The sequence below is a fragment of the Paracoccus sp. T5 genome, from assembly GCF_048538155.2.
In the GTDB taxonomy this organism is placed as follows: Bacteria; Pseudomonadota; Alphaproteobacteria; order Rhodobacterales; family Rhodobacteraceae; genus Paracoccus.
Genome location: NZ_CM135809.1, coordinates 1,063,294 through 1,084,908, shown reverse-complemented (window position 1 = coordinate 1,084,908; position 21,615 = coordinate 1,063,294). Strand labels below are relative to the sequence as shown.

Here is a 21,615-nt window from a genome sequence, read left to right as displayed (position 1 = left end):
CGGACATCGCGTCCAGTTGTCAGAAGCCCGCAAGTTCACTTGAGGAGAGCCAGATTGGGTAAACAAGCGGCATTCAAGACCAACCCGGTCAGCTTGGAGGAGCTTCTCCGTCAGTGTGGGAACGGCAAGATTCAGTTGCCGGATTTCCAGCGCAGTTGGGTTTGGGACGAGGAACGGATCAAGGGGCTGATCGCCTCGATCTCGCAGGCGTTTCCGGTCGGCGCCTTGATGACGCTGGAGGTGAAGCCTGGTGCGGCTGATACCTTCGCACGCCGACCAATCCAGGGGGCGGATGCTGCAGTTGGCGACGACGCACCGGATCAGCTCTTGCTGGATGGCCAGCAGCGCATGACCTCGCTTTATCAGACCTGCTTGCGCCGCGATGTGGTGCAAACGGTCACGCCTCGCCTCAAGCTCGTGAAGCGCTGGTTTTACATCGACATTCAAAAAGCCATGAATCCGGCCGAGGACCGCGAAAACGCCATTGTCTCTGTACCCGAGGATCGGCGGATCAAGTCGGACTTCGACCGGAAGATCGACCTCGATCTCTCCACGCCGGAACTCGAATACCAAAATCTCATGTTCCCGCTGAACCAGGTTTTTGACTGGGACGAATGGCAAGATGGCTTCAACGAATACTGGCTGGAAAATGACCCGGAGACACGCAAGCTCTTCAAGCCGTTCAAGGATGAGGTCCTTCAGAACTTCAAGGCCTACCAGCTGCCCGTAATCGCATTGAGCCCCGACACCTCCCACGAGGCCGTCTGTCTTGTTTTTGAGAAGGTGAATACCGGCGGCAAGCCGCTCGACGCATTCGAGCTTGTGACAGCGATGTATGCAGCCCGCGGCCATCGCCTGCGGGACGACTGGCTCGGCGCCGACGGCCAGCCGGGGCTGCAGACCCGGCTTCAGCTCTTTGGGCGGGCGGCCGAACAGAAGTTTGGCGTGCTGGAGAAGGTCGCAGCCACCGACGTGCTACAGGCTATCGCCCTCCTGCATGGGGTCGAGACCCGCGCGGCCGAAATAGCTGCCGGGCGCAAGGAGTCGGAGCTATCCGCAGTCCGGGCGACGCGTCAGTCGCTCCTCGACCTGCCGCTGGAGGCCTACCTGAAGCACCGAGCTGCGGTCGAAGACGGGTTCAAGACGGCAGCGAAGTTCCTCCGACAGAACCACATCTATCGGGTCATCGATCTGCCCTATCAGGGGCAGCTTGTCCCCTTTGCCGCGATCCTCGCCATCATCGGGCCTAGGTTCGACCACGCCGCAGTGAAGGACCAGCTCGCCCGCTGGTTCTGGTGCGGCATTTTTGGCGAACTCTATGGCTCGGCCATCGAGTCCCGATTTGCCAAGGACGTGCTCGAGGTGCCCGCATGGCTAGACGGTGGCCCCGAACCCAGCACAATCACCGATGGCCGTTTCCGACCGGAACGCCTGCGCACCCTGCGCACCCGCCTGTCGGCTGCCTACAAGGGCATCCACGCCCTTCTGATGGCCGAAGGCGCGAGAGATCTTCGCTCTGGCCAGCACTTCAAGGACACCGTGTTCTTTGACGAATACGTCGATATCCACCACATCTTCCCCCAGGACTGGTGCAAGAAGCAGAAGATCGAGCCGAAGGTCTTTGACACCGTCGTCAACAAGACGCCGCTCAGCTATAAGACCAACCGCATTCTTGGCGGCGTAGCACCATCGATCTACCTGGAACGACTGGAAACAGGCGGAAAGGACAACCCGCCGATCACCCGCGAAGCGCTTGACGATTATCTGGCGTCCCACGGGCTGGATCCCTCCTTGCTGAGGGCGGATGACTTCGAGGGATTCATGGCGGATCGGGAGACGCGGCTCCTTGCCATGATTTCAAAGGCAACCGGGCATGCGATCGTCAGGGCAGATTCCGTACCGGAGGAAGGCGAGGACGTTCTCCAGGACGACGAAGGCTTCGATGTTCCAAGCCCGGACACCGAGGAGGCCGCCTGAATGAAAGCGTTTGAGTTCGACCATCAATTGATCCGTGCTTACGAGCACTTTTCGCGTTCATTCAGCGCAATCCGGGCGCCCGACCTGAAATCCGAGATCGATGCCCAGTACGACGCCGGAAAATTCTGGCCGGATGCCCTCTTGTCTCTGAACCCACGCTTCATGGCGGGGCCGACGGTCGATGAACTTGTCGCCACGGGTGATCTCGACGACGGCACGGGCAAGGTTTTCCGGTTTGGCACCACGCCTCTTCGCTTTCACCGGCACCAAGCCGAGGCGATCGCGAAGGCGAAGCAAGGAAAGAGTTATGTCGTCACGACCGGCACGGGTTCCGGGAAATCCCTGTGCTTCTTTGTGCCGGTTGTCGACGCGATCATCCGCGCGCGACGCGCAGGAAAGCCGCGCCGCACGACGGCAATCATCGTTTACCCCATGAACGCACTGGCAAATAGCCAGATGAAGGAGATCGACAAGTTCATCGCCGGTTCCGGTTTGCCCGATGAGCTCAAGCCGGTGGTCAAGCGTTACACTGGTCAGGAAAGCCGTGAAGAACGCGAGCGCATCGCTGCCAATCCGCCCGACGTTCTCCTGACGAACTACATGATGGCAGAATTGCTTCTGACGCGTCAGGACGACCTGGACTCGAAAGTCGTCTCGAACGCGTCCGGTCTCGAGTTCATCATTCTCGACGAACTCCATACCTATCGCGGGCGCCAAGGTGCCGATGTCGCGGTCCTCGTTCGACGCCTGCGGGACAGGTGCTCGCCGGACAAGGAGCCAATCTGCATTGGGACCTCGGCAACGATGGCCTCCGAGGGATCGGACGAGAGCCGCGCGCTTGCTGTCGCGAAGGTAGCGTCTCGTCTGTTTGGCACCGACATTGGCCCGGACGCGGTCATCGACGAGTCTTTGCAGCGCGCGACCGATGACACCCTGAAGACCGAGCACGTCCTTGGCGCTTTGAAGACGGCCCTGACTCAGCCTTTGCCGGACGCACTCGATGACGAAACCCTGAAGCGCCATCCGCTCTCGGTGTGGGCCGAACTCGAACTCGGATTGGACGATGGGCTTGAGCTTCGCAGAAAGAAGCCTATCCCTTTCGAAGAAGCCGTTGAAAAGCTTTCTCTGGCGAGCGCGGTCGATGCCAAAACCTGCCGAGACTATCTCGAAAAATTCCTGACCCGGGTAAGCCTGCCGGAGAATGAGCGCGGCGGCACGAAGGACGGAGCCTTTCTCGCCTTCAAACTCCACCGTTTCATCTCCGGTGCCGGTGAAGTCTTTACGACGCTCACAGCCAGGCCGCGTCGGATCCTTCTTGAAGGACAGCTCGAGGACCCCGAAGCCCCTGGAAACCGCCTCTACCCCACGCGGTTCTGCCGAAATTGTGGCCAAGAATACCATGTCGTGACCAAGGTCGACGATGATGGGAGCTTGCGCTTTCTGCCTCGAAGCATCGACGACACGCCGCTCGACACTGAAGAAGACGAGGTCGCAGGGTATCTCTGTCCGGTGACGCCCGGCGATACTGACTTCCAGTTCACAGGCGAGCTTGAGGGTTACCCCGAAAGCTGGCGAGAAGAGAAAAACGGCATTGAACGGCTGAGAGGGTATCGCAAGAAGCGTATGCCGGTGTCCTACGTCGTCGGTGCTGATGGTCGCCACGGAGCGGGCGGAAACGATTTCTGGTTCATCCCGGGAAAGTTCGCGTTCTGCCTGTGCTGCCATGACGAACCGACGCAGGGGATGCGTGAGCGCAGCAAGCTGGCGGGGCTGTCCGGCGAAGGGCGAAGCTCGGCAACAACCTTGCTGGTCGCCAGCGCCCTGGAGTGGATGAACAAACCTGGCAGCGGCGTACCCGAGACGAAGCGGAAGCTTTTGGGGTTCACGGATAACCGTCAGGATGCAGCCCTGCAGTCTGGCCATTTCAATGACTTCCTGTTCGTAAGCCTGTTGCGCGGAGCCATACTTCGCGCGGTCATTGCTGCCGGCTCAGGTGGGCTCGCAGAAGACGAGTTCGGCCTGCAGGTGGTGAAGGCGCTCGGCTTTACTGCCGCCAACAAAGAGGCGCGCCAGCATTGGCTGCTGGATTCGAATGCTGGTGCCATCATTCGTGAAGATGCCCAGCGGTCGCTCGCAAAGGTACTCGCCCATCGTGTCTGGACGGACCTGCGTCGCGGTTGGCGCTTCACCAACCCCAGCTTGTCTGTCCTGAACCTGATCGACGTGAATTTCCTCGGCCTCGAGGAAATCTCTGAAGATCGCGAGCGCTTCATGGCCATCCATCCAGCGCTGGGAGACCTCAGCCTCGAACAGCGGCAGGCAATTTTGAAGGCGATTTTGTCCGCGATGCTTGAGGGCCTGGCTGTTCAGACCGAAGCCTTGGACCTGACTGTCCTGGATGGCGTGGCCCAGAAATCCCGAATGCTGCTTCAGGCACCGTGGGCCATTGACCAAAAGGAAAATCCGCGAGCGCGGTCCTCGCTTGTCCTGCGCGCGGGCAGCAAGAATGTCGTCACCCTGCGTGAAGAACAAACACTTCTTCGGGCAGGTCCCAATTCGCGGATCGCACGGCTCGTGAACCGGAAGTCCGTTCTCGGCACGAAGCTGAACAAGGATGTGTACTACGAGTTCATGGAAGGGATGCTTGCCTTCCTGAGCGACGAAGGGCTGCTGGTGCCTGTCGAACTTGATAGCGATGTGACGGGCTGGCGTCTGTCATCATCTGCGGTTCGGCTTGTGCCGGGACCGGCCCTCGATGATGAAACCCACCGCGGCAACCGATATTTCCACGACCTTTACACCGCGATTGCCAGTGATCTTGGCCACGGGCGCAGTTCCTACTGGGGGCTGGAGGGACGCGAGCACACGGCTCAGGTCTCACAGAAGCAGCGTGAATGGCGGGAATGGCGGTTCCGTTTCGAGCAGGACGACATGGACCATCTCGCGACGTCGGAGTACCGAACGGAAATTCGGGCGACTGGCGAGTCAGACCGATTCCTGCCCACGCTGTTCTGCTCTCCGACCATGGAACTCGGCGTTGATATTTCCGCCTTGAACGCCGTCTACCTGCGCAACGTACCTCCTACGCCGGCGAATTACGCGCAGCGTGCTGGTCGTGCCGGTCGATCGGGTCAGGCCGCGGTTGTCGTGACCTACTGCGCCTCGGGGTCTCCGCATGACCAGTATTTCTTTGAACGGCGCAACGATATGGTCGCCGGCGTCGTGCGGCCGCCAGCGCTCGACATCACCAATGAAGAGCTGGTCCGATCGCACCTGCATGCGGTGTGGCTGGCGGAAGCGAAACTGGCGCTTTCTCCCGACATCCCAGAGATCCTGGACCTTCACGGGGACAAATTCCCGCTGAAGGAAGACGTTCTCGAGGTCATCTCGAAACCCGCTCTGGTCTCGCAGGCACGGGGACCGATGGCGCGTGTCTTGAAGCAGATTCTGGCGTCCGACGGAGGGCAAACCCCGATCTGGATGGACGATCCAGACGAGTTCGTTCTTTACACGGCCATGAATGCCCCAAAGGAGTTTGACCGCGCCTTCGACCGTTGGCGGGAGCTTTATAGTTCTGCCAGGACGCAATTGGCCGAGGCCAACAAGCGTTCGGAGATTACGGGGCTATCGGGAGCCGACCGGCGCAAGATCAAAGCCGCGCAAATGCAGGCCCAGGATCAGATCGCCATCCTCGAACAAGGCAAAGCCTCGAATGGCTCCGATTTCTATTCGTATCGGTATCTGGCAACAGAGGGCTTCCTGCCCGGGTACAACTTCCCGCGCCTGCCACTCTACGCGTTTGTTCCTGGCGAAGGTAAGACAGGGTCATTCCTGTCCAGAGCCCGCTTCCTCGCAATTTCCGAATTCGGCCCGCGCAGTCTGATCTATCATGAGGGCCGCGCCTACCGGGTCATGAAAGCCAAACTGCCGCCCAAGGTGCGTCAGGGCGACGGATCGGAATTGGCGACCAAGGATATCTACATCTGCTCCAACTGTGGCGCATCGCATGAGGGCGAGGTCGAGCGGTGCCATGGGTGCAACAACCACATGGCGGGTGAGGTCCCCATCAAGAAGACCCTGCGCATCGACAACGTCGAGGCCGCCCCGACTGAGCGCATCACGGCGAATGATGAAGAGCGCGTTCGGCAGGGCTTTGACATCCAGACCGTCTTCTCCTGGCCGAAGAAGGATGGGCAGGTCCAAGTGACCAACGCCAAATTCGTCTGTGGCGAGACTTTCCTCTTGGCCCTGCAATACGCCAACAGCGCAGAAATCAGCCGACTGAACAAGGGCTTGAAGCGCCGAAAGGACCAGACGGTCTTCGGTTTCCACATCGATCCGAGGTCCGGATACTGGGCGAAATCCGACGACGAGGACAGCGACACGGACGTCCCGCCGGACGTGGTCAAGCCGGTTCGCATTGTTCCGATCGTCCGCGATAGAAAGAATGCCCTGCTGTTCCGCTTCGAAAAGCCAGAGCAGTATGAGCCCGAGACAATCGCGACGGTTCAGCATGCGTTGCTGCGCGGAATCGAGGTGGTTTTCCAGTTGGAAGAGGGCGAAATCCTCGGTGAACCGCTGCCCGCGAGGGACAACCGTCGCGCAATCCTTGCCTACGAGGCAACGGAAGGCGGCGCCGGCGTGCTCACGCGCCTGATTGATGACGGAAAGGCAATCAACGAGGTGGCGAAAACCGCACTGGGTCTGATGCACTTCGAGAATGTGGATGCAGCGATTGCGGCGGGTGATGCGGATCTGTTGCAGGAGAAGAAAGACGGAATCTGTGTTCGCGGCTGCTACCGTTGCCTGCTGTCCTACTTCAACCAACCGGACCATGAGCTGATCGACCGCTCTAGCCCGGAAGTGGCGCAATTCCTGATCGATCTTGCACGCGGCACAATTTCCCTTGCTGCGAAGCCGACCGCTGGAACCGTGCCATCACCATGGCTTGAGGCATTCAGCGCGGCAGGCATTCCCCAAGTCGATACGATGCCTGCGAGCTTTGGTGGGCGCGAATTCGAGTTCGTTTGGCGCGCTTTCGCGGTCGCCGCTACGACCGCTGACCTGACAGCAGAAGCTGAGGCAGAGGCGGTGAACAAGGGCTGGGTCGTTTTTGGATTGCCTTCGGCGCCACCGGAAGGACTGCCGGATGGCTTCATGAAGAATTTTGAAGGTTGATATGACTGTGAATTTTACTCCTGGAGACCTTGTGAGAGCTCGCGGCCGTGAATGGGTTGCCTTGCCGACACCCGGTGAGGGCCTGCTTGCCCTGCGTCCTCTCTCGGGCAATGAAAACGACATCGTGGTACTTGCTCCGGATCTGGAGCTTACACCGGTCGAAGCCGCTCGTTTCGACCTGCCTGACGACGCGCGCACGACAGTGCAGTCCAAGGCGGCCCTTCTTGCCGACGCGTTGCGACTGACACTCCGCCGAGGGGCAGGTCCGTTCCGATCTGCCGCACAGCTCGCGTTCGAACCTCGGACTTACCAGTTGGTCCCGCTTCTCATGGCCCTTCGGCTTCAGGTCCCGCGGCTGTTGATTGCCGACGACGTTGGCATCGGCAAGACCATCGAAGCGGGTCTGATCCTCCGCGAACTGATGGATCGCGGAGAAGTCGATGCGTTTTCGGTTCTCTGCCCTCCGCACCTCGTGGACCAGTGGATCACCGAATTGAAGGATCGCTTCGGGATCGATGCTGTTGCCGTCACCTCCGGGACTGCCGCACGTCTGGAGCGCAACCTCCCATTGGCGCGAACCCTTTTCGATGCCTACCCCTTCACGGTGGTCAGCCTTGACTACATCAAAGCCGAGAAACGTCGGGATGGGTTCGCCAGGGCCTGTCCGGATTTCGTTATCGTCGATGAAGCACACGCCTGCGTCGGCACGCACAAGGGAAAGCAGCAGCGTTTCGACCTACTCCAAGGCCTTGCACGCGATCCTGCGCGTCGGTTGATCCTGCTGACAGCCACGCCGCACTCCGGGGACGAAGAAGCGTTCGCTCGGCTTCTGTCGCTAATTGATACGGAATTCGGGACCGTCAACTTCGACAACCAGAAGTACCGAGAGCGCTTGGTCAGGCACTATGTTCAGCGGCGGCGCGTCGACCTTGTCGAGGGCGACTGGGATGAGAACCGCTCCTTCCCCAAGCATGAAACGACCGAATACTCGTATCGCCTGAACGACGAGCATGTTGCCTTCCAAGAGGCCGTACTTGATTACTGCTTCTCGGTCGTATCTCGGGCTGGAGACGCGCAAAAGGATCGCCGCCTCGCATTCTGGGGCACTCTGGCACTAATGCGTTGTGTCGGATCGTCACCAGCAGCCGCGATGAGCGCTTTGCGGAACCGCGCTTCCAATGAAGACGACCGCCTCGAGCCGCAGATTTATGACGAAGATGGCGATGACGAAGACGCCGTCGACATTGAGCCAAATACTGTCTTCTCAAATGATCCCGCTCTCCAAGGGCTACTCGACAAGGCCAGCGAACTTCTTGCGGTCGAAGATCCCAAACTGAACGCCCTGATCAAGGCCCTCAAACCCTTGATCAAAGACGGCGCCAACCCTGTCGTCTTCTGCCGTTACCTCGCCACGGCCGAACATGTGAAGGAAGGACTTCGTAAGGCCTTCCCTAAACTCAATATTCAGGCGGTAACGGGTGAATTGACGCCGGACGAACGTCGCGACCGCGTCGCGGAAATGGCGGCGGAAGAAAATGCCGCCACAGATCAGCGCATCCTTGTCGCCACGGACTGCCTGTCGGAGGGGATCAACCTTCAACAGCTGTTCGACACCGTGATCCACTACGACCTTTCCTGGAATCCGACGCGCCATCAACAGCGTGAAGGTCGCGTGGATCGTTTCGGACAGCCCGCCGAACTCGTTCGCTCGATCATGATGTTTTCGCCCGACAGCGCCATCGACGGTGCCGTGTTGGACGTCATTCTCCGCAAGGCTGAAGAAATCCGCAAGGCGACGGGCGTGACTGTGCCTCTCCCCGACGAGCGGGGACCGGTCACCGATGCGCTGATGGCGGCAATGATGCTTCGCCGTGGCGGTGGCAGCCACAAGCAGCTGACGCTGGACCTGCAAATCGGTGACGGTATCCAGGTGATGGAGACCCGCTGGCGCGATGCAAGCGAGAATGAAAAGCGGTCGCGCGCCCGGTTTGCACAAAACGCAATGAAGCCAAGTGAAGTCGCTCCTGAATGGGACAAGGTGAAGTCACTGCTTGGATCGCCAGCGGAAACGCTCGAATTCCTCGAGCGCGCGATGTCTCGCTTCGGGGTGCCCCTCGAGAAGAAGAAATCGCTGCAGTTCGCCCATGTGCACGCCCTTCAGGACAGCCTCAAGGAAAAGCTGGAGCAGCGTGGGCTGAAGGGCTCTCTGAAACTGGCCACGCAGGAACCGGTACCCTCTGGCGCTTCACTTCTGACAAGAACCCATCCGCTGACATCGTCCCTGGCAGAAAGCCTGCTTGAAGCCTCTCTTGACACCGAAGCGCTGCCGGATCTGGGCATCGGTCGTGTCGGGGCCTGGCCGAGTGCCGCCGTCACTCAAATGACGCGTGTCGCGCTCCTGCGTATTCGTTACAAGCTCACGGTTCATGCAAGGCGCGAGCGCCTTCTGCTGGCAGAGGAGGCCGCCCTCGTTGCCCTCGACAGCAACACGGTGATCGCCTCTGGCAGCGAGGCGCGCGCGCTGCTTGCCTCTCCCGCGACTGCTGATCTTGCGCCTGTTGCCCGCGACCGGATGATCAATACGGCGAAGGCGGCCCTTCCTGACCTGCTGGGCGGCCCGATTGCCGATTTCGTGCAAAAGCGTGCCGCGGAGCTGGTTGAAGACCACGCCCGTCTTCGTGCTGCCGCCGGTTCCGCGTCGCGTGTCAGTGTCGAGCCGATCATTCCCCCAGACGTCATCGGCCTCTTCGTTCTTGTTCCGGGGGAGGTGTAATCATGGCCCGCAAACCAATCACCGATATGTCCGCGTGGCCGTCGCTGAGCCTCGAAGGCAACCTGATCGCGCCAGCGATGATCGCCAAGATCGATCAGCGCCAAGCACCCGAGCAATCCCCCGAGGAATACGGGGTTCGCAAAGGTCTGCAGATCCGCGAGGAAATCGCCACCGCCTTCCGCGTAGGCCAATCGCATTTCGATGCCTTTGCGAAGATCGAGCACCCCTCGGCCGCCGCTACCTCACGCTTCATCGCCGACTTCTTCAAGGAAACCTTCGGGTACACCGACCTCGCGGTAGCGGCGGCACCGATCGCCTTGATCGCGTCCGACCGTGTGCCTGTCGTCGTCGTCCCGCCGTCCGAGCTGCTTGATCGCCGCAGCCCGACGCTCTCGACGGACAGGTCGCGCTCTCCGGCATTCGCCCTTCAAGATCATCTGAATGATCGGGACGAGGCCCTCTGGGGCATCGTGACCAACGGGATGCAGTTGCGCCTCATGCGGGACAATGCCTCGCTGACCCGTCCGGCCTATATCGAGGCCGATCTGGCGCAGATGTTCACCAACGAGGACATCGCGTCCTTCGCGGTGCTTTGGCTCCTGATCCACCGTACCCGCTTCGGCGCGGCAGACACCCCCGCCACCGATTGCCCCCTTGAACGCTGGCGCGATGCTGGCTCCAAGGAAGGCGAAGCCGCGCGTGATCGCTTGGCCGGTCAGGTCCAGCTTGCGCTCAAACTGCTCGGCTCTGGCTTCCTCGAGGCCAACCCCGACCTCGCCGCGAAACTCCAGTCCGGTGAAGTGAACCTGACCGAATGGTTCAACGAGCTCCTGCGTCTCGTCTACCGCCTGATCTTCCTCATGGTGGCCGAGGACCGGAACCTTCTTCACCCCGAAAAGGCCAAACCCGAGGCCCGCGCCCTCTACGAACAGGGTTATTCGCTCCAGTCGCTGCGCAAGCAATGCTACCGCGCCACCACCTGGGAGAAGCACCACGACCGCTACGAAGGCATGAAGATCGTCTTCCGCGCCCTCACGCAGGGCCAGCCCGCCCTTGCGCTGCCCGCTCTCGGCGGCCTCTTTGCGGAGGACCGGCTGCCCCACCTCGAAACCGCCCGCCTGCGCAACCGCGCCTTCATGGAGGCGCTCTACCGCCTCTCCTGGCTCGCCGACAAGACCGGCATGGTCCCGGTCAACTGGCGCGCGATGGAGACCGAGGAACTGGGCTCGGTCTACGAATCCCTCCTCGAACTCCAGCCTCAGCTGGGCGACGACGGCAAGACGCTGGTCTTCGCCTCCGAGGCGGCCGAGCAGAAGGGCAACCAGCGCAAGACCACCGGCTCCTACTACACGCCCGACAGTCTCGTTCAGGCGCTGCTCGATACCGCGCTCGACCCCGTGCTCGACAAGACCGAGGCCGAGGCGGACGATCCTGCCAAGGCGCTGCTGAAACTCTCGGTCATCGACCCTGCCTGCGGCTCGGGGCACTTCCTGTTGGCCGCCGCCCGCCGCATCGCCACGCGGCTCGCTCGCATTCGGGCCGAGGGCACGCCCTCGCTCGCCGACTTTCGCCATGCGCTGCGCGATGTCGCGCGCTGCTGCATCCACGGGGTGGACCGCAACCCGATGGCGGTGGAACTGACCAAGGTCGCGCTCTGGATCGAGACGGTGGACCCGGGCCTTCCCCTCGGTTTCTTCGACGCGCAGATCCGCTGCGGCGATGCGCTGCTGGGGGTGTTCGACCTGCAGGTGCTGCAGGACGGCATACCCGATGCCGCCTACAAACCGCTGACCGGCGACGACAAGGAAACCGCGAAATACTACCTCAAGGCCAATCGCGACGCGACGGCGGGGCAAGGCGGGTTCGACTTCGGCACGGGGCAAGTCGCCATGCCCGAGATGAAGCCGCTGGCGCTGGATTTTTCGGGCTTCCGCGACCTGCCCGAGGATACGGTGGAGCAGATCGGGGCCAAGGCCGCGCGGTTCAAGGAACTGCGCAAGGGGCAGGCCTTTGTGCGGGCGACGGCGGCGGCGAACCTTTATGTCGCGGCCTTCCTGCTGCCCAAGGTGGGCGGCGCACCGGCGGGGGCCTCGGCCCGCACCGTGCCGACGACCGAGGAGCTGTGGCTGGCCCTCAATCAGGGAAAGAGCCGGAATGCGATGATGGACGCGCCCAAGGCCGCCCGCCGCGCCCGCGCCTTCCACTGGCCGCTGGAGTTCCCCGATGTGATGCAGCGCGGTGGGTTCGATGTGGTGCTGGGCAACCCGCCGTGGGAGGTGATGCAGCTGTCGGAGGAAGAGTATTTCGCATCTAGAAAGCCCGAGATCGCGGAACTGAAAGGCGCAGCACGAAAGCGAGCCATTGCCAAACTCGAAGCCGCCGAGCCAGAGGTCTTTGCTTCCTTTGCAGTCGACAAAAGAGCATTCGAGTCAGGAAACGAGTTTGCGCGTGAGTCGGGACGGTTCGATCTGACTGCGCGCGGAAAAGTGAACACTTACAGTCTATTCGCGGAGCTTTTTACCAATCTTGCACGGCAGAGAGCCGGTGTTATCGTGCCCACTGGCATAGCAACCGACGCTACTACAGCGCCCTTCTTTGCTTATCTGGTGGAAAAACAGCGGCTCGCGACACTTGTTGATTTTGAGAACCGTGAACGCCTCTTTCCTGCGGTAGATAGCCGCATGAAGTTCTGTATTTTGACGTTGGGCCAAAACGAGGCCAAAGCTCAATTTGCGTTCTTCCTGACCAACCCAGGTCAACTAGCTGAACCCGAACGCAACTTCACTCTTTCTCCCGCTGACATTATTGCGATTAACCCAAATACTAAGACCGCACCCGTATTCCGCACAAGATGGGATGCCGCGTTAACGGCCCGGATTTGTTCATCTGGACAGGCGCTTATTGACACGTCTGTTAAACCTGAGCGTTCGCCATTTGACGTTTTGGTAATCCAAAACTTTTTCACGTCATCCAATAAGGCGGATGCTATATTATTTGAGGAGTATTTAGGTCGCGAAAGCGATGAAGATCTGTTGCCCGTTAAACGCGGCGGATCTATTTGGCATTTTGATCATCGTTTTGATGCTCCAGTCAGCGTTCTGAAAAATTCTGAAGAGTGGCGTGGCAATGATCGCTTTGTTCCAAAAGGCGAGGTACTAGAGCGACTTGCAAATAAAGGGTGGCGTCGTGATTGGATGATAGGTTGGAGGGACATTACTAATGCGACAAATACGCGGACAGTAGTAGCGGCCGCGTTTCCCATCACAGCTACCGACGACACTTTATCACTATTGTTGCCTCTCGTTGAGCGAGCAGAGCTATCTGCTGGCCTTTTGGCCAATCTCAACAGTCTTACCCTAGATTACGTCGCGCAGGCAAAAGTGGGCGGAACCCACATACGGAAAAACGTGATTGCACAATTTCCGGCTCTCCCTCCTTCGTTTTACAGCTTACCACGCCTTGCCTTCATCACCCCGAAGGTGCTGGAACTTACCTACACCTCGCACAGCCTCGCCCCCTTCGCCCGCGATCTGGGCCATGACGGCCCGCCCTTCGCCTGGGACGAGGACCGCCGCGCCAACCTGCGCGCCGATCTCGACGCCTTCTACGCCCGCGCCTACGGCCTGACCCGCGACGAGCTGCGCTACATCCTCAACCCCGCCGACGTGAAAGGCCCCGACTACCCCTCGGAAACCTTCCGCGTCCTGAAGGAAAAGGAAATCCGCCAACACGGCGAATACCGCACCCGCCGCCTCGTCCTCGCCGCCTGGGACCGGATGGAAGCGCTCGGCGAATTCACGGCGATGGGGATGTGAGCGATGGCGGTCATCGACCCCGTCGTCAACGGTCGCGTGGCCGACTTCATCCGCGGCGCGGTTCAGTCGATTTTCGACTCGCGATTCGACTGGACGCCGGATGCCGAGTCCATCCTCGTGCTGATGCGCGAGGGTGGCATGGCGCCCGACCAGGAGCGACGGTTCCGCCCCTATTTCGATCTGTTCGTCGAACAGGCCCGAAAGGCCGAGGTCAGCGGCTTCAGCCCGCGGGTCGATGATGAGACCTTCGTCGATTACCCGCCGAAGTTCGACCTCGACGCACTACTGACACCGCCATCGTCGCCCGACGCACAGAAGGATCTGTTCGACGGAACCGGCACAAGAACCGAGTCCGAGCGCGCCCTGATCGACCAGCTGATCGCGGCGACAAAGCTCTATGACAGCAGCGAGGCGATCCAGGAGCTGTTCGCCTTCACGGTCCGCCTTCGCGAATTCGCCCCGTTCAATGCGATGCTGCTGCACATCCAGAAGCCGGGCCTGACGCATGCGGCAAGCGCGCATGACTGGTGGCACAGGTTCGGTCGCGTGCCAAAGAAGGGCACACGACCGCTTTTGGTGTTGCGCATGAAGGGCCCGGTCGACTTCGTGTTCGACGTGCAGGATACCGAGGGCAAGGACCTGCCGATCGATGCGTTCTCCTTCCCGACCTTCGGCAATCTGAGCGACAACCGCTTCGCCGAGTTCATGCGAGCCGTCGGCAAGGAGAAGATCGATCTCGTCCCGCTCGACGCAGGAGACGGTCAGGCAGGCTGGATCCGACTGCTCGCCCGCGCGAAGAACGACAAGGGCAAGAACGTCTACCAGCTGGCCTACAACCGGAATCACGCCGCACCGACGCGCTTCGTGACTGTCGCCCACGAACTGGCGCACCTGTACCTCGGCCACCTCGGAGCCGATAACGGACGCCGTGTTCCGGATCGGCGTGACACGCCCCACGCGCTGATGGAAGTGGAGGCCGAGATGGCGGCCTACCTGGTGGCGATGCGCAACGGACTCACGCCGAGGAGCGAAAGCTACCTGTCGAACTACAAGGGCGCCTTCGAGGACCTGAACCTGTACGCGGTGACGAGGACCGCGAATGCCGTAGAAACGGCGATGGGCATCTCCGCCCAGAAGCTCTGGAACGAGAAGGCGTGAGGGAATGATCGAGACGCCCCAATCCTTCGTGACCCGCCAGGAATGCGAGAAGGTCACGTACCAGAACGGCTTCCGGCGCCCCCATGGCGAATTCGATGGCTGGCAGCGGTACAGTTCGACGACCGCGCAGGGGTCGATCTGGCTCGCTCGGGACACTTCCGGTCCGTGGCTCCTCGCCCTGGATCACGCCGGGGTCATTGCTGAGATCGGGATTGAGGCGTCAGATGCCGCAGGACCAGGCCTCGCACGGTTCCGGTTTGCCTCGCTGGCACAGCTTTATGGCGTGATGCCAAGAGTTTACGAGCTTGCCGCAAGCCTTCCCGACGCACCACTTCAGGAGTTTCTTCACCGCACAAAGAACTTGCCGAAGACGACAGAGGCGGAACGCCTTGTGGTCCAGCGTGTCGGCCAGAACATTTTTCGTGAGCGTCTGATCAAATACTGGCGGGGGCGATGCCCTCTGACCGGGATTGTCGACAAGCCGCTTCTCCGTGCCTCTCACATCAAGCCATGGCGCGACTGTGAAAACGACGCAGAGCGTCTGGATGTCCATAACGGCCTGCTTCTGTCGGCTCTTTGGGATGCCGTTTTCGATGGCGGTCTGGTTACCTTCGGCGATGACGGCATCCCTGTCTTTTCGGAGAACCTCAGCGAGCAGGCGCGTGCGCGGCTTTATTTTGATCGGCCAGTCGCTTTGACGGACAAGCATCGAGTCTTCTTGGAGTGGCACCGGACGAAGGTATTAGACGTCAAAGCGCCTGACGCCCCGCCTGCTGATTGAGACGCGATAGGTCGAAAGCTGGTCGGCTGGTCAATAGTCCGTCTCGACATAGACCCCCGAGCAATCATAGGCGACCGCCGCCGCCGTCGCGCCGTTGTTCATGAAATTCCGGGGGCTCAGGAGTTGCGTCGCGGCGGGGATGTCGCTGTCGAGCGCGGCCTCGACCACCGCTCCGCTGACCTCCTCGACCACCCGGACGCCTATCTCGCCGCTGTTCGGGGCCGCGAAGAGCGTGAGGGTCAGAACATTGGTCGTGCTCGCCACAGGGAAACTCGCTCCCAGATCGGTGAGCCTGGGCGCTCCGGAGGCATCGTTCTGCACGAGTTGCCAGTTCGTGTGGGTGCCGCGCTGGAAGCCGATGCCGATGCAGTTCACCACGGCGGACAACGTCAGGGTCGTGGCCAGCGCTGTGGTCGACCCGTAAAGGCCGAAGAAGCCCATGCCGGTCGCCTGCAAGGTCACCAGCGAAAGTCGGTTCACATAGGTGAAGCCGCCCAGCCCATCCGCATTGCCGCGCCAGCACACCCAGCCGGCCGAACGCTCCTCGGCCGCCGCATCGGCGGTGGCGGCACTGGTCACGCGCCAGCGGCGCATCGAGGTCGAGAGGTTGGTGGTGGCGAGCGTCGGCGTGGCGACGGTGCCGACGGCGGTCCGCGGCATGCCGTTGGTGTTGACGGTCGTGCCGGTGGACGGCGCCCAGGTCGCGATCCGGTTCACCCCGAAATGCGGCTGCAACGGGAAGAACCGGCCGGAGGGGCGCTGGACGTCGAGCCATCCCGCCCCGGCGCGGTCGCGGGCATAGAGGGCGAGCTTGCCGGTCGGCGGCGGCGTGGGAACGGCGCTCACCGCCGGGAGCACCACGGGCTCGGGCATCTCGACCCGGCCGCTGGTCCGGTCGATCCGGAGCGCCTCGTAGAAGGCTGATCCGTCCGGGCTGACCTTGAAGCTGAAATCGTCGCTGCCGAGAAGGCCTATCAATGCGCGGGCCGACCAGTTGGTCTTGAAGGCGAAGCTGGCATCGTTGGCGGGCGCGGCCTTGTTGACCGTCGCCTCGATCCCGGCGCCTGCGTTGTTCAGGAGCACCGCGGGGGTGTTGACCGAGATCCGGTTGTAGCTGTCCGCCGTCGCCCCGCCGAGACCCAGAAGCTGGGCGGTCAGGTTCGCTTGGGGCATGCCGACCTGCGTCACGGCATTGGCGAAGGTGACGGTCGGCGTGTTAACCACCGTCGTGCCGTTCGCGCCCGAGGTCGCGGGGCCGATGTTGACGACCGTATTCGAGCCCGATGCGCCGCCGGTGCCCAGGTTCACGGTCTTGGTGAGGCCGGTGGTCGTCGCCCCAGTGCCCATGCCGTAGGTCGCGGTGCCCGTCGCCGTGCCGATGGTTGCGGTCGCCCCCGAGACCGTGACGGTGCCGGAGGCGGTCAGCGTGCCCGAGAAGGTCTTGTTGCCGGTGAAGGTCTGGGTGCCCGCCAGGATCGCCAGTTCCGACGAGGTGTTCGGCAGCGTGTAGCTGCGCGTCGTGCCGGTGCTGATACCGGACAGCGAGAAGACGACCTTCTTCGTGGGATCGGCATCGTTGATCAGGCTGAAGACGGCGTCCGATATGTCGCTCGGCTCGCCCACCACCTCCCAGGCGGCACCGGTCCAGACGAACAGTACAGCCTCGTCCTCGACCCATGTCCGCCACCCGGTCCGGGGCGGCAGGCGCAGCCAGGTGCCGTCGGTCCAGAGGGCGATGTTCAGGTCCCACCCTACCCAGTCGCCGGTCGCGCCCGAGCCGACGATGTAGCGATCGCCATCGGTCGGAGAACCGGGCGGTGCGGTCAGGTCCCGGTCGAGAACGGAAAGCTGGACCAGCCCGTCGAGGATCCGCAGCGCCTCGTTGTGGGTGACATGCTTCTGCGCCTGCGCCGCGAGGATGTAGGGCAGCAGGAGATGGGTCGTGGCATCGGACATAGGAAAAGCCTCAGAAGCTCAGCGTGACGGTCTTGGGCGCGCCCCGCCCGACAAGGGCGGAGAGCTGGAAGATGCGGATGTCGAGCGTGTCGCCCGGGCCGAGCAGCGCGCCCCAGTCGGCGGTCTGACCGGCAGCGGTGTAGACTACGGTGGTGGTGGCCGCGCTCAGCACCCGCTTCACAGTCGCGCCGTCGAGGATCTCGACCTCATAGGCTTCCAGCTCCTCGCCGAGCGGCACCTCGAGCCCGCCCCAGCTGTCGGCAGACAAAGCGCGGGACCGGCGTGTCCAGCGGATGGTCAGGTCGCCGGGGGTGCGCGGCCTGCGCCACGGCCTTTCGACATGGGCGACGGAGAATGGGCGAAGCCCCACGCCCTCGGACGTGAAGGTCTGGGCGACGTAGGTCTCGTCGCTGACTGGGCGGCTGGCCGGGCCGATGCGCCAGTTCCACGGCAACCCGAGATCGGCCTCCGCGATGGGCAGTGACGAGAGCGCGGTGTCCAACACCACAACCCGCGCGCCAGCAGGTGTCGGGTTGCCCATCGCGCCTTCGGTGCCGCGCTGGCCGCGCAGGAGCCGGGTCAGACGATACCGGCCGGGCGCCAGCAGCTCCGCCGCGCCCGCCTGCACGATCTCCCAGACGCCGGGCGCGCTCTCGATGGCCAGCGCGTTCGCCCCGCCGAACAGGGTCAGGTCCGTGACGCTCTCCAGCGTGCCGGTCAGCAAATCGACGACCAGAGCATTGCCGAGATCGAAGCGCGAGGTGGGCCCCGCGAAGAAGTCGGAGACCAGAGCCCCGATCCGGGCGCGGCTGCCGAACGTGGTCAGCAATTCGAACCCATCGGTCGATGGGCTGCGAAACACCGCGACCTCGCCCGGCCAGGGAACCGCATGCGCAGCCGCGAAGGGCCGATGCGCGGGCTGGTCCTCGGTCAGCTGCGGCAGGTCCATCAGCACCGCGTCCGGCGCCCCGAACACCACGGCCCGCGTCAGTGATGCCGCGCGGGGATCGCCGGGCGGCAGGTCGTAGGTCGTCCGGTCCTGGCGCACTGCATCGATGCCGCGCGCCTCGGCGTCGGCGATGGAGACGAGCCGCAGATCGACCAGCCGCCCGTCATGGGCGAGCCGGATCGCGTCGGCCGGATCGAGCGCGAGGCGCGAGGGCGGCAGACGGAATGCCGCGGTTTCGCGCCCCACCCACGCCTCCATCAACGCGCGGCGGCAGCGGCGCTCGGCCTCCTCTGGCGGTACCGCCATCGGGAAGGACTCCGAGGCGATGCGCGTGGTGTCCACCGTGACGCGCCGCGCCTCGACGAGGGCCGCGTCGTAGTCCTCGTCGGCGCGGGCGATCTGCCATTTCAGCGCCTGCGGCAGTTCGGTCTCCTGGCCGCGCGTCAGCTCCAGCACGTCGCCCTCGCGGGCGGCGACCAGATCGTCGGGCGCGAGGGTGGCGACGGAGGCCCGGCCGCGCATGATGAAGCGGATCACGCCCTCGGTCTCGGCCGCGTCGAAGCCGAAATGGCGCGACAGCGTGGTGATCGAGGCGCGCGGGCTTTCCAGCGCGGTGATGGCGTAGCCCTCGACCGCGCCCCAGAGCCCGGTGACATCGACCCTCGCCTCGGGCAACCCGGCGCGCAGGCAGAGGTGCCGCACGAGGGCCGCCAGCGACACCGCGCCGAGCCGTCCGGTCAGCCAGTGCCCGAGCCGCCAGTTCGCGCCGTCTGTCCAGGCGTCGGTCAGCGCCGGGAAGAACGGATAGGGCCGCGCGTCCCAGGTCCAGGCGGCGCATTCGGGGACATGCACCATCCTGCCGCCGTAGACCGAGGAGAGCGGGTTGTTCGCGGCCTCTCCCCACCAGAGATACGTTGCCTCCAGATAGGCCCGCTGAATGGCGTCATCGCGCCAGCCCCGCGAGAAATGCGGCGTGAAGCTCTCCGACGACTTCGGATCGAAGAAGACGTTCGGCTGGTTGGTGCCTCGGTCGATGGCGGGACAGCCCAGTTCGGTGAACCAGATCGGCTTGGACTCGGGCGCCCATGCCGTCGACGTTCCGACCTCCACACCGCCCGGGCGGTCGTAATGCGCGTTCGACCACCAACTGCGCAGGTCTTTGTACCGGAAGACCCACGGCTTGGCCGCCGCGCCATCGGTGATCAGGGTGCGGACCTGCGCGGAGCGATCAGCGGCGCTGGCATAGAACCAGTCGAAGCCTTCGCCGCCCGCGATGTTCGCCTGCAGGTAGGCGCGGTCGTAGATCGCGGGCCAGCCCTCAGCGGCATCCGCATGGTCGAATCCGTCGCGCCAGTCGGAGAGCGGCATGTAGTTGTCGATGCCGATGAAATCGATGTCCGGATCGGCCCAGAGCGGGTCGAGGTGAAAGAACACGTCGCCGCTGCCATCGCCCGGCTGGTGCCCGAAGTATTCCGACCAGTCCGCCGCATAGCCGATCTTCGTCCCGGACCCGAGGATCGAGCGCACATCCGCGAGCAGGTCCCGATACGCCTGCACCGCCGGATAGGTGCTGGTGCCCGAGCGGATCGTCGTCAGCCCCGGCATCTCGGTCCCGATGAGGAAGGCATCGACCCCGCCCGCCGCCGCGCAGAGATGGGCGTAGTGCAGCACCATGCGCCGAAGGCCCCAGTCGCCGGGCGCACCTGTCCACGAGACAGACTGGCCCGCCACGCTGAAGCTGGCGGGCGTGGCCGCGCCAAACAGCGCCGCGACCTGCGTGGCGGCCGTCGCCGTCTTGTCGACCGAACCTGCGTAGCCCGCAGCCGGAGAACAGGTGATCCGCCCCCGCCAGGGGAAAGCGGGCTGCCCCGTCTCGGCGGCGTTGTCGGAGTACGGGTTCGGCAGCGTGTTGCCGGGCGGCACGTCCATCAGGATGAACGGGTAGAAGGTGACCCGCAGCCCGCGCGCCTTCATCTCCTGGATCGCCTGCACCACGGCGAAGTCGGACGGCGTACCGCCATAGACGGGGCGGTCCTGGTCGTCGCGGCTGACGAGGAAGGCATTGGCGCGGCTCACACCGTTCACCGACCAGCTGGCGGGCGTGGTCGATTTGGCCGAGACCTCGACGCCCGGCCGCACCTTGCAGGAGCCTGCCCGCAGGTCGTCGCCGAACCAGGCGACGACGAGGCTGACGCTCTCGACCGAGGGCGCCATCGCCTGCAGCCGGTCGAGCGCCTCGACCATGTCGGTGGAGTCGGGCAGCGCGTTCAGGTTCTCCGCCTGTGTCGCCCCGCCTCCGGTCTTGCGGATCGCCTGCGTGGCGTAGGTGAACTCGCCCGAGGCCGGGATCATGGTGACGGCGCGGGTTAGCCCCTCGGCGGTGTCGGGATCGGCGAGCGGGCGGAACACCTCGAAAGAGAGCTGCGGCAGTCGGTTGCCGTAGGTCGAGAGCGCCAGTTCCTCGAAGACGACGTAGGCCGTGCCCCGATAGGCGGGCGTGCCGGCCGCGCCCATCTTCGCCGCGATGAACGGATCGGCGGTCTGTGCTTCGTCGCCGGGATACCAGCGCCAGGTGACGCCGGAGAGGTCCATCGGCTTGCCGTCAGCCCAGATGCGCCCGATGCCGGTGATCGGGCCTTCACACAAAGCGACGGCGAACGACGCATAGTAGAGATACTCGGTGGTCTTGACTTTGCCGCCCCCGCCGCCTTTGCCGCCGCCTTGGGTGGTGGTCTTGGTCTCCTCGCGGAAATCGGTTGCCCAGATGATGTTGCCGCCGATCCGCATCCGCCCGTAGAGGCGCGGGATGACCGCGCCTTCGGTCGAGGACGTGATGCGCAAGCTGTCGAGCCGTGCCCCTTCTATCCGCTGCGTCGGTGCGAGCGAGGACACGATCCAGCTGTCGACGACCGAGCCGATGGTGGAACCGATGAAGCCGCCGATGGTCGCCGCGCTGACGCCGAGGATCGCGCCACCGATCGAGCCGCCTATGGCGGCACCGGCAGCGCCGAGAATGAGGGTGGCCATT

The 21,615-nt window shown here is 63.1% G+C and carries 8 protein-coding genes; 6 read left to right on the top strand and 2 right to left on the bottom strand.

Translation table 11 applies throughout. The features are described 5' to 3' along the window. The first annotated feature begins 54 nt into the window (after positions 1-54). Genes ACNR9W_RS05415 through ACNR9W_RS05390 form a run of 6 tightly spaced genes read left to right on the top strand, consistent with a single transcriptional unit; the run spans position 55 to position 15,682 of the window. Positions 55-1,977, top strand: coding sequence for a DUF262 domain-containing protein (locus ACNR9W_RS05415; RefSeq protein ID WP_272857863.1), 1,923 nt, complete (start codon positions 55-57; stop codon positions 1,975-1,977). Then, positions 1,978-7,155, top strand: coding sequence for a DEAD/DEAH box helicase (locus tag ACNR9W_RS05410; RefSeq protein WP_419271356.1), 5,178 nt, complete (start codon positions 1,978-1,980; stop codon positions 7,153-7,155). 1 nt (position 7,156) lies between these two features. Continuing rightward, positions 7,157-9,928 carry a DEAD/DEAH box helicase gene (locus tag ACNR9W_RS05405; protein ID WP_419271357.1) on the top strand — a complete coding sequence of 924 codons (2,772 nt, stop codon included), beginning with the start codon at positions 7,157-7,159 and terminating at the stop codon, positions 9,926-9,928. A 2-nt stretch (positions 9,929-9,930) separates the two neighbouring features. Beyond that, positions 9,931-13,743, top strand: coding sequence for an Eco57I restriction-modification methylase domain-containing protein (locus tag ACNR9W_RS05400; protein ID WP_419271358.1), 3,813 nt, complete (start codon positions 9,931-9,933; stop codon positions 13,741-13,743). A gap of 3 nt (positions 13,744-13,746) precedes the next feature. Next, positions 13,747-14,901 carry an ImmA/IrrE family metallo-endopeptidase gene (locus ACNR9W_RS05395; RefSeq protein ID WP_419271359.1) on the top strand — a complete coding sequence of 385 codons (1,155 nt, stop codon included), beginning with the start codon at positions 13,747-13,749 and terminating at the stop codon, positions 14,899-14,901. Positions 14,902-14,905: 4 nt separating this feature from the next. Continuing rightward, a complete protein-coding gene (locus tag ACNR9W_RS05390; RefSeq protein WP_419271360.1) occupies positions 14,906-15,682 on the top strand; it encodes an HNH endonuclease in 777 nt (258 codons plus the stop codon). Between the two features lie 30 nt (positions 15,683-15,712). On the opposite strand, the gene ACNR9W_RS05385 is transcribed toward ACNR9W_RS05390, so the two are convergent. Continuing rightward, a complete protein-coding gene (locus tag ACNR9W_RS05385) occupies positions 15,713-17,638 on the bottom strand; it encodes a DUF2793 domain-containing protein (protein ID WP_419271361.1) in 1,926 nt (641 codons plus the stop codon). Positions 17,639-17,648: 10 nt separating this feature from the next. Next, the gene (locus ACNR9W_RS05380; protein ID WP_419271362.1) at positions 17,649-21,614 is read right to left on the bottom strand and encodes a baseplate multidomain protein megatron; all 3,966 of its coding nucleotides are present in this window, start codon (positions 21,612-21,614) and stop codon (positions 17,649-17,651) included. Position 21,615: the final 1 nt, after the last annotated feature.